Source organism: Caulobacter sp. SSI4214, from assembly GCF_012184455.1.
Classification (GTDB): Bacteria; Pseudomonadota; Alphaproteobacteria; order Caulobacterales; family Caulobacteraceae; genus Caulobacter; species Caulobacter vibrioides_E.
Genome location: NZ_SZWJ01000118.1, coordinates 1 through 12,074, shown reverse-complemented (window position 1 = coordinate 12,074; position 12,074 = coordinate 1). Strand labels below are relative to the sequence as shown.

The following is a 12,074-nucleotide window of genomic DNA, read 5'->3' as shown; positions in this document are numbered from 1 at the left end:
CGCTTGGACGTAGTTGACCGGCGCGGCGGTCAGCTCGCGGGCCACGCGGATCTTCAGGCCGGCGTGCTCGACTTCGATCTCGGACAGGCCCGTGTCCTTCAGGATGTCCGCGATCTTGCGGACCAGACGGGCGTCGATGGCCGGAGCTTCGACCGGATCGGCGGGGGCCTTGGGGTTCGACATGGAAGCTTACCTTATTGTTCTGAAGCGCCTCGGCGACCAAAACCGCCGGGCGATATCGTTGCTAAACGCGGATCAGGCCGAGAGCGGCCTCGATCGCCAGTTCGTAACTCGCCGCGCCGAACCCGGAGACGATCCCCGTGGCCGCCAGCGACACATAGGTGTGGCGGCGGAATTCCTCCCTCGCCGCCGGGTTGGACAAGTGACACTCGATCACCGGGATGCTCAAGGTCTTGAGCGCATCCAAGAGCGCGATCGAGGTGTGGCCGTATCCGGCCGGATTGAGGACCAGCGCCGAGGCCGACTCACGCGCCTCCTGCACCCAGTCGATCAGCACGCCTTCATGGTTGGACTGGCGGAAGACCACCGAAACGCCACGCGAAGCCGCCCGCGCCTCGCAGCGCGCCCGGACATCGTCGAGGGTGTCCTTGCCGTAAATCTCGGGCTCGCGGGTTCCCAGCAGGTTGAGATTGGGTCCGCTCAGCACGTGGATCGGTTTTACCATGCGGCTCCGCCGTCGATTCCGGGAGGTCTTGTATAGCCGGTTCCTCCGGGTCACAAGCACGGCTCGCTTCGGAGGTGAGATGAGGCTACTGCTGAACGGGGAAGAGCGGGACCTGGCCGACGTGGTCACGATCGCCGATCTAGTGACCGCCCTGGGCCTGGACGCCCGCAAGGTGGCGGTCGAGCGCAACCTGGAGATCGCGCCGCGCTCAACCTATGCCGACACGGCCCTGGTCGACGGCGACCGCATCGAGATCGTGACGTTCATCGGCGGCGGTTGATCATCCGCATTTGAAACCCGGGCTGACGGGGCGTAAACCGGCGCCATGAACGCGCATGTTTCCCCCGACACCGTCACCGCCCCAGAGAATGTTGGTAGCGACGAAACCTGGACCGTCGCCGGCCGCACCTTCCGCTCTCGCCTGATCGTCGGCACGGGCAAGTACAAGGACTACGCGACCAACGCCGCCGCCGCCCGCGCCGCCGGGGCCGAGATCGTCACCGTGGCCGTGCGCCGCGTGAACCTGACCGACCGGAGCCAGCCGCTGCTGGTCGATTACGTCAAGCCCACCGAGTTCACCTATCTGCCCAACACCGCCGGCTGCTTCACCGGCGAGGACGCGGTGCGGACCCTGCGCTTGGCCCGCGAGGCCGGCGGCTGGGATCTGGTCAAGCTCGAGGTCCTCAGCGACCCCAAGACCCTGTTCCCGGACATGGAAGAGACCCTGCGCTCGCTGAAGCTGCTGGTCGCCGATGGGTTCCAGGTGATGGTCTACTGCTCGGACGACCCGGTCTACGCCAAGAAGCTGGAAGAGGCCGGCGCCGTGGCCATCATGCCGCTGGGCGCGCCGATCGGCTCGGGCCTGGGCATCCAGAACCGCGTGAACCTGCGGATCATCGTCGAGAACGCCAAGGTGCCTGTGCTGGTCGACGCCGGCGTCGGCACGGCCTCGGACGCCGCGATCGGCATGGAGCTGGGCTGCGACGCGATCCTGATGAACACCGCCATCGCCGAGGCCAAGGATCCGATCCGGATGGCCAAGGCGATGAAGCACGCCGTCATCGCGGGCCGCGAGGCCTACCTGGCCGGCCGGATGCAAAAGCGGCTCTACGCCGATCCCAGCTCGCCGCTGGCGGGGCTGATCTAAAGGGCCGACACGACATCGGTGCGGGAGAAATCTTCGCCTACGAATAGCAGCGGACATCCGCGTTCGCGAGCCAGCGCATAGGCGAAGCAGTCTCCGAAGTTCAAGCCGGCGGGGTGGAAGCCCTTGCCCCAACGCCGGTAAGCGGCGGCGACCTTGTCGACATCTTCAAGCGCCACCAGGATGGTGCTGAAGCCGAACCCGTTCAGAAGGCCGTTCATCTCTTCGGCGACATTCTTGCGGTGCGCGACGATCATGGCCTCAACAGCCGTCGCCGCTGAGATTAGAACCTCGGTCTCGGTCGCGAGGGCGCTGTGGCAAGCCGAGGCGAACGCCTCTCCAAGAGCGATCGCCATCAAAGCCGAAGTGTCGACGACGATCACCCTGGGAGACCGTCGTCGTCATATAGGAAGTCCTGACTGCGCGCGGCTGACACGCCGGGAAGAGCTTTGGACCGGCCACTCTCACTGATCGCTTGCAGCCGCCGCAGACGGTCAGCCGGATCGGTCAACGGCGTGCTCGATATCGGGGTCAGCCGCACGGCCGCATGACCGTCCTGCGTGAGGATGATCTCTTCGCCGGCCTCGGCCCGACGGACTAGGTCGGTCAGTTGACCCTCGGCCTCGGCGATGGCGACGCGCACGGCTATGCTCCTGAAGCGTTCACGAAGCGATAGTGGCTCCTTGATCGCCGTCCTTCAAGTCAGCCCGGCTTTGCCTTGCTGGCCCGTGCCTGCTCGATCGCCAGCTTGAGGGCCGCGATGTCGGCGCCCGGCACCAGCGTGTCGCCGACGATGAAGGCCGGGGTCCCTTGCAGGGCCAGGGTCTTGGCCAGGGCCTGCGTGTCCGACAGATGCTGGGTGACGGCCTGGCTCTCACCGACCATCTTGGCCTTGTTGATGTCGATGCCGAGGCCTTGGGCGATGCGCAACGCGCTGGCGGCGTCGAGGCTCTTCTCGGCCATCATCGCCTTGTAAAGCTCCAGGCTCTTGCCCTGGTCCTTGGCGCCCAAAGCCAGGCGCGCGGCGGCCTCGCTGTCATGGCCGAAGATCACGAAGTCCTTCAGCACCAGGCGGATGTCGGGGTTCTTGGCGACCAGATCGACGATCTCTGGCGCGGCCGCCTTGCAGTAGCCGCAGCGGTAGTCGAAAAACTCGGTGACGGTCACCGCGCCCGACGGATTGACGACGATGTCGCGCGGATCACGTTCGATGGCCTGACGGTATTGGCTAATCGCCTTCTGGGCCGTGGCCATCTGCTGTGCGGCCTGCTTTTCTTGGAGTTTCTGGTTGGCCTCCATTAACACCTCGGGGTGTTCGAGCAGGTAGGCGCGGACCTTCTCGCCAAACGCCTTGTCGGGCTTGGCGTTGTCGCAGCCGGCGAGGGCGAGGCCGGCGATGGCCAGCGGAACGGCGAGGGTCGCGGCGCGACGGATCAGGGTCATCGAAATCTCTGGTCGGGAAAGAAGGGAAGGGGTTAAAGGCCCGGAGTGGAGACCACGGCGCCTTCCTTGGCCAGGGCCTGGAGGTCCTGCTTGCTCGGGCTGGAGGCCAGGACGATGTCGGTGGCGCGGCGCCAGTCCGGGGTGTTCTTCTGAAGAAGCTCGCGCGCGCGCATGGCGAAGACCTTGGCCTCGCGCGTGGCCCCCAGCGAGAAGTACTGTTCGGCGGTGGCCAGGCGGGCCTCGCCGTCCTTGTGCTGTTTGTCATAGGCGTCGGCCAGCAGGCGCCAAGCCACGGCGTTCTCGGGATCGTTCAACAGCGCGCGCTTCAGTTCCCGCACGCCCTCGTCGACCTTCTTGGGGTCGTTCATCCCGATCAGGGTCTGGCCGAGATTGATGCGCAGCAGCGGCGCGTCGGGCTTCAGCTGCACCGACTTGCGCTGCGGTTCCTCGGCTTGGGCCACGCGATTGAATTCGAACAGGATCTGGCCCTTCAGCTCCCAGAGATAGGGATTGTCGGGGTGGTCGGCGATCAGCGGATCCAGCAGTTGCAGGGCCCGGTCCGGATCCTTCATCTGATAGTAGGCGATGGCCCGGGCGTACCGCGCGGGAAAGCTCGTGTCGGTTTCCTTGTACTTCATCAAGGCGATCTGAGGGTTGAGGAAGCCCTCGAGCTTGGCCTTCATCACCTCGTGTTCGGCCAGATCCGCCGGCGTATCGACCGCGCCGTAGTGCGGCAGGCGCTCGACCCGGCCGCGCAGGGCCTCGATGCGGTCGGACGACAGGGGGTGGCTGCGGAAATAGGCGAACCGCCGCGACTGGTCGAAGACCTCCTGGTAGCGGAAGTTGTCGAAGAACTCGACCAGTCCGCGCCCCGACTGGCCGGTGGCCTCAAGGAAGCCCGCGCCGGCCTGGTCGGCGCGCGATTCCTGCTCACGGCTGTAGCCCAGGGCGCCCAGGGCGCCGGCGAATTGCGAATTGGCGATCAGGGCCGCGCCGCCGTCCGGCGAGCCGGCCAGGGCCGCCAGAATGCCCAGACCCATGGTCAGGATCATCGGCTTGAGGCCGGCCTTCATCATCTCGTCGGAGCGGATCGGGTGGCCGCCCGCCAGGTGCCCGGTTTCGTGGGCGATGACGCCGCGCAGCTGGTTGGGGTTTTCGGTCTGCAGGATCAGTCCTGTGTTGATCCCCATCTGAAGGCCCTGGGTCGCGAAGGCGTTCAGGGTCTTGTCGCCGATGATCAGGATGCGCACCGTCTTGGGATCGATGCCCGCCGCCGCGTAGATCGGGTCGGCGTCGTGGTGGAGGATCTCCTCGATCTCGGTGTCGCGGATCAGCGAGGCCCCGTCGTCCTGGGCATGGGCGACGCGGGGCGTGGCGAGGCTGGACGCCAGGACGGCCAGGACGGAGGCCGCCACACCCAGTCGCTTGCCTGCCTGACGCCTACCAGCGCGCCCACTACGCGAGGTCATCGAATGATCTCCAGATCGCGCCCCCGCGAACCACGACCAATGTAACTTGGAACGGCGAGGCGAGGGAACAAGGGTTTCCGCCCAGGCCCAAAACGATTTCGGCCCGCGCGTCGGTCAGAACGCGCGGGCCGGGAACCGTTCGCCTTACCGGCGCGCATGGCGTCGACCGCGCTGGACGCGCCCACGGCGGCCAGGGCCGCCGGCGTGACGATCCGATCGGTGAGAGTCCGCGTGCGGCGCAACTCGTCGGCGATGCCGGTGGCCTGGCGCAGCATGTAGGCGGCCAGCAGCGTCATCAACGCCGGGCCAACGGCCATGCCGACAAGCACGGCGACCGCGAAGCTCTTGACCTTCAGCGCCGCCACGTCGCCCGCATAGCCCAGGGCGAAAAAGATCGGCCAGACCGCCCACAACGTCGCGATCGCCGAGGCGATGGTCCAGAAGAGGACGCCCGACATGCGGCGGGGCTGGTCCTCGCTCGTCAGCGGAACGGGCGGCGGTTCGATCGGGCCGCGCAGGTCGAGGGCGGCTTCCCGCGCTTGGGTCTTGGCGGGCGCGGCGCGCTCGGGTTCGACGATCGGCGCGGGCGGCTGAACGCCCGCGGCCAAGGACGTCGGCGGCGGCCCTTCGGGCTCCGCGAACCGGGCGACGGAGTCGGGCGCGGCCTCGCGCCGACGGCGCGAACGGACGGCCCCCGGCGACGGCATGGCCAGATCGTCTTGCAAGGCGCCGCCCAGGCTCAAGGGTTCCGAGACCGTCGTATCGGGCTCGGGCTCGGAAAACAGGGGCGTCTCGAGATGTTCAGGCGTGGCGCGGTCGTCCTCCGTCCTGGTCTGTTCGGGAGAACGGTCCGTTGGCGTCGCGGAAAAATCGAGCGGTTGGCGCTTCTTAGGCTTCATACACAGCCGGGGTCCCAGAACGATGGCGAGGGGGCGCAGAGACAGCCTTCGCGCGCCGGACCCCTCCTTCGCGTGTCACATGAACCTAACGACGAAAAGCCTTTGCGAAAAGCGACTTTGGTCGTGTTGTCAGGGGTTGCGGCGTCTGGGCGCGGCTTTCGGAGGGCGGATCGCTTTAAAACCCCTCTCCATCCACGAACGATGGCGGCGGGCGTCAAGCCAACTGACAGCGCCCCTAGAAATCCCACGTTGTCCTTAGCGACGCCTGGGCCTTAGGTCGCGCCCTAGAATCGACGCCTCTCTCGACAAGTGGGGGCTAATAAATTCCCTTTGCGGACCTTCGCCTTGGCCCTTACCCAATTCGCACCCGCCGCGCATTCGCCGGACCCGAAGATGCCCGATCTCACGACGGCCGCGCTCTCGCCGGCGCGCCTGACCCATCTCCAGCGCCTGGAGGCCGAGAGCATCCACATCCTGCGCGAGGTGGCGGCCGAATGCGAGCGCCCGGTCATGCTGTACTCGATCGGCAAGGACAGCGCGGTGATGCTGCATCTGGCGGCCAAGGCCTTCTACCCCGGCAAGCCGCCCTTCCCCCTCCTCCATGTCGATACGACCTGGAAGTTCCGGGACATGTACGCCCTCCGTGACCGGGTCTCGTCGGAGTTCGGCTTCGACCTCCTGGTGCACAAGAACCCCGACGCCGAGGCGCGCGGGATCAATCCGTTCGACCACGGCAGCGCCCTGCACACCGATCTCTGGAAGACCGAGGGCCTGAAGCAGGCCCTGTCGAAATACGGCTTCGACGCGGCCTTCGGCGGCGCCCGCCGCGACGAGGAGAAGAGCCGGGCCAAGGAGCGGGTGTTCTCGTTCCGCACCGCCGAGCACCGCTGGGACCCGAAGAGCCAGCGCCCGGAGCTCTGGAACCTCTACAACACCCGCAAGCATCCGGGGGAAAGCCTGCGGGTCTTCCCGATCTCCAATTGGACCGAACTGGACGTCTGGCAGTACATCCACCTGGAGAACATCCCGATCGTGCCGCTGTATTTCGCGGCCGAGCGGCCGGTGGTCGAACGCGACGGCGCGCTGATCATGGTCGACGACGCGCGCTTCCGCCTGCGGGACGGCGAAGTCCCCCAGATAAGGAGCGTCCGCTTCCGCACCCTGGGCTGCTATCCGCTGACCGGCGCCGTCGAGAGCACGGCCGCGACCCTGCCCCAGGTCATCCAGGAAATGCTGCTGACCACGACGTCGGAGCGCCAAGGCCGGGTCATCGACCACGACCAGTCCGCCTCGATGGAGAAGAAGAAGCAGGAGGGCTATTTCTGATGGCGCACCAGTCCGCCCTGATCGCCGAGGACATCGAAGCCTACCTGCATCAGCATCAGCACAAGTCGCTGCTGCGCTTCATCACCTGCGGCAGCGTCGACGACGGTAAGTCCACCCTGATCGGCCGCCTGCTGTACGACAGCAAGATGATCTTCGAGGATCAGCTGGCCGCGCTCGAAGCCGACAGCAAGAAGGTCGGCACGCAAGGCGGGGCGATCGACTTCGCCCTGCTGGTCGACGGCCTGGCCGCCGAGCGCGAGCAAGGCATCACCATCGACGTCGCCTACCGTTTCTTCTCGACCGAGAAGCGCAAGTTCATCGTCGCCGACACGCCCGGCCACGAGCAGTATACCCGCAACATGGTCACCGGCGCCTCGACCGCCGACGCGGCCGTGATCCTGATCGACGCGCGCAAGGGCGTCCTGACCCAGACGCGCCGCCACAGCTATCTCGTCAGCCTGCTGGGCATCCGCCACGTGGTGCTGGCGGTGAATAAGATGGATCTGGTGGGTTGGAACCCGGCCGTGTTCGACAAGATCGTCGCCGACTATCGGGCCTTCGCCGAGCGGATCGGCCTCACCGTTTTCACCCCGATCCCGATCTCGGGCCTGGGCGGCGACAATATCGCCGCGCGGAGCGAGGAGACGCCCTGGTTCAAGGGGCCGATCCTGATGGAGTGGCTGGAAGACGTCGAGGTCGAGGACGACCTGCAGTCCAAGCCGTTCCGGATGCCGGTGCAGTGGGTCAATCGCCCCAACCTCGACTTCCGGGGCTTCTCGGGCCTCGTCGCCTCGGGGACCATCAAGCCGGGCGACCGCATCCGCGCCCTGCCCTCGGGCCGCGAGAGCCGCGTCGCCCGCATCGTGACCCTGCCCGGCGATCTCGACAAGGCCGTCGCCGGCCAGTCCGTGACCCTGACGCTGGAGGACGAGATCGATATCTCGCGCGGCGACGTGATCGCCGCCGCCGACGCGCCCGCCCCGGTCGCCAACCAGTTCGAGGCGACCGTCGTCTGGATGGACGACGAGCCGCTGCCGCCAGGCCGCGCCTATCTGCTGAAGCTAGGCGCGCGCACGGTCGGGGCCAGCGTCACCGACATCAAGCACCGCGTGAACGTCAATACGCTGGAGCATACGGCCGCCAAGCGGCTGGAGCTCAACGAGATCGGGGTCTGCAACCTGTCGCTCGACCAGGCGATCCCGTTCGAGCCCTATGCCGAGAACCGCCAGCTGGGCGGGTTCATCCTGATCGACCGGCTCAGCAACCGCACGGTCGGCGCGGGCATGATCAATTTCGCCCTGCGCCGGGCCGACAATATCCATTGGCAGCATACCGATGTCAGCAAGGCCTCGCGGGCGGCGCTGAAGGCTCAGCGCGGCCAGGTCGTCTGGCTGACCGGCCTGTCGGGCGCGGGCAAGTCGACCATCGCCAACCTGGTCGAGAAGCGCCTGCACGCCCTGGGCCGTCACACCTATCTGCTGGATGGCGACAACGTCCGCCACGGCCTGAACAAGGACCTCGGCTTCACCGAGGAGGACCGCGTCGAGAACATCCGCCGCGTCGCCGAGGTCGCCAAGCTGATGGTCGACGCCGGCCTGATCGTGCTGACCGCCTTCATCTCGCCGTTCCGGGCCGAGCGCCAGCTGGCGCGCGACATCCTCGAGCCCGGCGAGTTCATCGAGGTCTTCGTCGACACGCCGCTGGCCGTGGCCGAGGCGCGGGACGTCAAGGGCCTCTACAAGAAGGCCCGTTCGGGTCAGCTGAAGAACTTCACCGGCGTCGACAGTCCCTACGAGGCGCCGGAGCGGCCCGAACTGCGCATCGACACCACCGCGATCGACCCGGTCGAGGCGGCCGAGCGGATCGTGGCGTGGCTGGAGGGCCGGGAGATCGACTACGCGATCTGACGGTTCGCCGGCCTGGACAGCAGGATCGCCCCGCCGAGGCCCAGCAACGCCATGGCGGCGGTGACTAGGTAGCCACGGGCCCCGAAGGCGTCGAACAGCGGTCCCGAGGCCAGGGTCGCCACGCCCAGTGTCAGGCCCGACGACAGAGCCGAGTTGATCGCCTGGGCCGGCGAGGCGCAGGCCGGCGGGGTCAGCTTCTCGATCAGCCGCAGCGAGGCCAGGAAGCTGGCCGCGAAGGTCAGGGCGTGCAGCAGTTGCAGCGGAAACAGCGCCCACAGCGGCGGCTGGAAGGCGTAGGCCGTCCAGCGGACCACGGCCGCCAGCGCGCCCAGCACGAGGAACCGCTCGGGGGTCCAGCGACGGCGCAGCGGCTCCAGGAACCACATGAACCCGACCTCGGCCGTCACGCCGACGCCCCACAGGACGCCGATCATCGGCTCCGAGATCCCCTGCTTGCGCCAGAGAATGGCCGAGAAGCCGTAGTAGAAGGCGTGCGCGCCCTGGATCAGTCCCGCCGTGACCACCGCCAGCACGAAGGTCCGGTCGCGCAGCAGATCGCCCAGCCCCTTCCAGCGCTCGGACCGGTCGGGCTTGGCCCCTTCGGCGTGGACGCGCTCGGACGGGATGACCAGGGCGCCGACCAGGGCGCCGATGAAGCACGCGACCGCGATCCAGACGGCGATCACCGTCGGCGCGGCGAAGGTCAGGATGGCGCCCATGGCCAGGTTGGCGAAGATGAAGGTGCTCGACCCCGTGCCGCGCGGAACGCCGTAGTTGAACCCCTCGGTTCTCGCCCGGCGCAGCGAGATCACGTCGATCAGCGGCGAGACGGTCGACAGCAGGGTCTGGCCGACGAACCAGGCCAGGGCCAGCCACCAAAGGTTCGCGGTGACCAGCAGGCCCGCATAGCCAAGGCCCGCCCCGATCAGCAGCAGGATCATCGGCGTGCGCCGCAGGGTAAAGCCGTCGGCCCATACCGCCAGCGACGCGCCGGTGAAGGGTCGAAGCAGCAGCGGCAAGGCCAGGATCAGACCGATCTCGCCGCCGCTCATGCCCCGCGAACGCAGATAGGTGCCGATGTAGGGTAGGCTGACGCCCGAACTCAGATAGATCGCGCCGTAGAACAGGCAGAGGCGAACGACGGTCGGCAGCCCCCCGGAATGGACGGCCGCGCCGTCCGCCTTGTCCGCCCCCGCCGGCAAGCTATTCCGCGCCGCCGAAGCGGGCCGTCCATTCGGCGATCTGCTCGTCCTCGATCTTCTTGAACAGGACCTCGGGCACCGTCACCGGCGCGCCGACCAGCAGACGGTTCAGCTCGACGCGGGCGTCGTTCGACGGCCATTCCGCCGGGAAGGCCAGATCGAAGGCCGCGCCGATCTTCTCGGCCGCGAACGGGATGAACGGGGCCGAGATCTTGGCGTACAGCGCCGCGAGATTCAGGGCCGTGCGGACGATGACGGCGGCGCGGTCGCGATCGGTCTTGATCGCGGTCCAGGGGGCCGCTTCCTGCAGGTACTCGTTGCCGACCACCCACAGCGCCCGCAGCGCCTGGGCGCTCTTGCGGATCTCGATGGCGTCCATCTGTTCGGCGAGATCCGCCAGACGCGCCGAGACGTCGGCGAACAGCTTCTCCTCCAGGGGGCCGGGCTCGCCGCCCGCCGGAACCACGCCCTCGAACTTGCTCTCGTTGAACTTCAGGATGCGGTTGACGAAGTTGCCCAGCACGTCGGCCAGATCGCGGTTCACGGCGCTGGCGAACTGTTCCCAGGTGAAGGCCGTGTCGCTGCCTTCCGGAGAATTGGCGGTCAGGTACCAGCGCCACAGGTCGGGCGGGAGGATCTCCAGCGCCGCGTCCATGAACACGCCGCGCTTGTTCGAGGTCGAGAACTTGCCGCCGTACCAGTTCAGCCAGTTGAAGGCCTTGAGCATGTCGACGCTCTTCCACGGCTCCTCCGAGCCGAGGATGGTGGCCGGGAAGCTGACCGTGTGGAACGCGACATTGTCCTTGCCCATGAACTGGACGTAGCGGACGTCGTCGGCGCCCTCGTCGGTGCGCCACCAGCGCTTCCAGTCGCGATCGGGCGAGGCTTCGGCCCACTCCTGGGTCGCGGCGATATATTCGATCGGGGCGTCGAACCAGACGTAGAACACCTTGTCCTCGAAGCCCGGACGCGGAACGCCGTCCTTGGCCACCGGGATGCCCCAGGCGAGGTCGCGGGTGATGCCGCGATCGATCAGGCCCTCGTCCAGGTGCTTGTAGGCGATCGAGCGGGCCAGGGGCGGCCAGTCGGCGTGGCTGTCGACCCAGGCGCGGATCTTGTCCTGCATCTTGGTCTGGAGCAGGTAGAGGTGCTTGGTGTCGCGCACCTCGATGTTCCGCGAGCCGGAGATCACCGAGTACGGATTGATCAGGTCGGTCGGGTCCAGCAGGTTGCCGCAGTTGTCGCATTGGTCGCCCCGCGCCTTCTCGAAGCCGCAATGCGGACAGGTCCCCTCGACGTAGCGATCCGGCAGGAAGCGCTTGTCGTCGACCGAGTAGACCATCTGGTCGACGCGTTCCTCGATAAGACCGTGGTCTTCCAAGGCCTGGCAGAAGTGCTGGGTCAGGCGATGGTTCTGCGGCGACGACGAGCGTCCGAAGTGGTCCCACGACAAGCCGAACGCGCGGCCCACGTCATGCTGCAGCACATGCTGCTCGGCGCAGTAGGTGGCGACGTCCTGGTTAGCGGCGGCGGCGGCCAGCTCGGCGGGGGTGCCGTGCTCGTCGGTGGCGCAGATGTACAGCGTCTCGTGCCCCCGGGCCCGCTGGAAACGCGCATAGACGTCGGCCGGCAGCATCGACCCCGCCAGATTCCCCAGGTGCTTGATGCCGTTGATGTACGGCAGGGCCGAGGTGATCAGGATGCGAGCCATGCGGGCGCGGCCTTTCGGGCAAGTCGGACGAAGCAAAGAAGCGTCCGCATATAGAAGGGTCGGGCGGCGAGGGAAAGGTTTGGCTAAAACCTCCCTTCCCCCATCATGGGGGAAGGGTCGGGGATCGGGGTGAATGCTGCTTTGGCGGCGGTGCGCGGCATCGACCGTCGTCGTCGCCCCGCCCCTGCCCTCCCCCATCAAGGGGGAGGGAGAAGGACCTAAAGCGGGATATTATCGTGCTTCTTCCAAGGGTTGGCCAGTTCCTTACCCTTGAGGCTTTTGAGGCCT

Annotated in this window: 12 protein-coding genes and 1 pseudogene; 4 read left to right on the top strand and 9 right to left on the bottom strand. The window is 67.2% G+C overall.

Features of this window, described 5'->3' with window-relative positions; genetic code table 11:
- Positions 1–183 (bottom strand): annotated as a pseudogene (locus FCU40_RS21125) (acetyl-CoA carboxylase, biotin carboxyl carrier protein); the annotation flags it as partial.
- A 61-nt stretch (positions 184–244) separates the two neighbouring features.
- Positions 245–685, bottom strand: coding sequence for a type II 3-dehydroquinate dehydratase (gene aroQ, locus FCU40_RS21120; protein ID WP_004615246.1), 441 nt, complete (start codon positions 683–685; stop codon positions 245–247).
- 79 nt (positions 686–764) lie between these two features.
- Between aroQ and thiS the strand changes: the two genes are divergently transcribed.
- Entirely contained in the window at positions 765–965 is a 201-nt protein-coding gene (gene thiS / locus FCU40_RS23180) for a sulfur carrier protein ThiS (protein ID WP_206677361.1), read from the top strand.
- A 45-nt stretch (positions 966–1,010) separates the two neighbouring features.
- Positions 1,011–1,832 carry a thiazole synthase gene (locus FCU40_RS21115; RefSeq protein ID WP_206677360.1) on the top strand — a complete coding sequence of 274 codons (822 nt, stop codon included), beginning with the start codon at positions 1,011–1,013 and terminating at the stop codon, positions 1,830–1,832.
- On the opposite strand, the gene FCU40_RS21110 is transcribed toward FCU40_RS21115, so the two are convergent.
- The 5 genes from FCU40_RS21110 to FCU40_RS21090 are packed head-to-tail and all read right to left on the bottom strand — an operon-like array spanning position 1,829 to position 5,640.
- Positions 1,829–2,212 (bottom strand): type II toxin-antitoxin system VapC family toxin, encoded by a 384-nt coding sequence (locus FCU40_RS21110; protein ID WP_168077646.1) that lies wholly within the window; start codon positions 2,210–2,212, stop codon positions 1,829–1,831. The genes FCU40_RS21115 and FCU40_RS21110 overlap by 4 nt on opposite strands.
- The gene (locus FCU40_RS21105) at positions 2,209–2,472 is read right to left on the bottom strand and encodes a type II toxin-antitoxin system prevent-host-death family antitoxin (protein ID WP_168077644.1); all 264 of its coding nucleotides are present in this window, start codon (positions 2,470–2,472) and stop codon (positions 2,209–2,211) included. The genes FCU40_RS21110 and FCU40_RS21105 overlap by 4 nt, the downstream gene beginning before the upstream one ends.
- 59 nt (positions 2,473–2,531) lie before the next feature.
- Positions 2,532–3,272, bottom strand: a complete 741-nt coding sequence (locus tag FCU40_RS21100; RefSeq protein ID WP_168077642.1) for a DsbA family protein — start codon at positions 3,270–3,272, stop codon at positions 2,532–2,534.
- Between the two features lie 32 nt (positions 3,273–3,304).
- Positions 3,305–4,741, bottom strand: a complete 1,437-nt coding sequence (locus FCU40_RS21095) for a M48 family metalloprotease (RefSeq protein ID WP_168077640.1) — start codon at positions 4,739–4,741, stop codon at positions 3,305–3,307.
- Complete coding sequence (locus FCU40_RS21090) at positions 4,738–5,640, bottom strand: hypothetical protein (protein WP_175582102.1); 903 nt, start codon at positions 5,638–5,640, stop codon at positions 4,738–4,740. The genes FCU40_RS21095 and FCU40_RS21090 overlap by 4 nt, the downstream gene beginning before the upstream one ends.
- A gap of 345 nt (positions 5,641–5,985) precedes the next feature.
- Here FCU40_RS21090 and cysD point away from each other — a divergent pair, with 345 nt between their 5' ends.
- Positions 5,986–6,966: a sulfate adenylyltransferase subunit CysD gene (gene cysD / locus FCU40_RS21085; protein WP_168077638.1), complete on the top strand. Its 981-nt coding sequence runs from the start codon at positions 5,986–5,988 to the stop codon at positions 6,964–6,966.
- Positions 6,966–8,873, top strand: coding sequence for a sulfate adenylyltransferase subunit CysN (gene cysN, locus FCU40_RS21080; RefSeq protein WP_168077636.1), 1,908 nt, complete (start codon positions 6,966–6,968; stop codon positions 8,871–8,873). The genes cysD and cysN overlap by 1 nt, the downstream gene beginning before the upstream one ends.
- Here cysN and FCU40_RS21075 read toward each other — a convergent pair.
- Positions 8,861–10,075 carry an MFS transporter gene (locus FCU40_RS21075; protein WP_168077634.1) on the bottom strand — a complete coding sequence of 405 codons (1,215 nt, stop codon included), beginning with the start codon at positions 10,073–10,075 and terminating at the stop codon, positions 8,861–8,863. The two genes, cysN and FCU40_RS21075, sit on opposite strands and share 13 nt — an antisense overlap.
- A 1-nt stretch (position 10,076) precedes the next feature.
- The gene (metG, locus tag FCU40_RS21070; RefSeq protein WP_168077633.1) at positions 10,077–11,786 is read right to left on the bottom strand and encodes a methionine--tRNA ligase; all 1,710 of its coding nucleotides are present in this window, start codon (positions 11,784–11,786) and stop codon (positions 10,077–10,079) included.
- Positions 11,787–12,074: the final 288 nt, after the last annotated feature.

Bases quoted from the DNA above. Each gene is read 5' to 3' on its own strand.
- FCU40_RS21095 (WP_168077640.1), bottom strand. From the start codon at position 4,741: ATGACCTCGCGTAGTGGGCGCGCTGGTAGGCGTCAGGCAGGCAAGCGA.
- cysN (WP_168077636.1), top strand. From the start codon at position 6,966: ATGGCGCACCAGTCCGCCCTGATCGCCGAGGACATCGAAGCCTACCTG.
- FCU40_RS21115 (WP_206677360.1), top strand. From the start codon at position 1,011: ATGAACGCGCATGTTTCCCCCGACACCGTCACCGCCCCAGAGAATGTT.
- metG (WP_168077633.1), bottom strand. From the start codon at position 11,786: ATGGCTCGCATCCTGATCACCTCGGCCCTGCCGTACATCAACGGCATC.
- FCU40_RS21090 (WP_175582102.1), bottom strand. From the start codon at position 5,640: ATGAAGCCTAAGAAGCGCCAACCGCTCGATTTTTCCGCGACGCCAACG.
- thiS (WP_206677361.1), top strand. From the start codon at position 765: ATGAGGCTACTGCTGAACGGGGAAGAGCGGGACCTGGCCGACGTGGTC.
- aroQ (WP_004615246.1), bottom strand. From the start codon at position 685: ATGGTAAAACCGATCCACGTGCTGAGCGGACCCAATCTCAACCTGCTG.
- FCU40_RS21100 (WP_168077642.1), bottom strand. From the start codon at position 3,272: ATGACCCTGATCCGTCGCGCCGCGACCCTCGCCGTTCCGCTGGCCATC.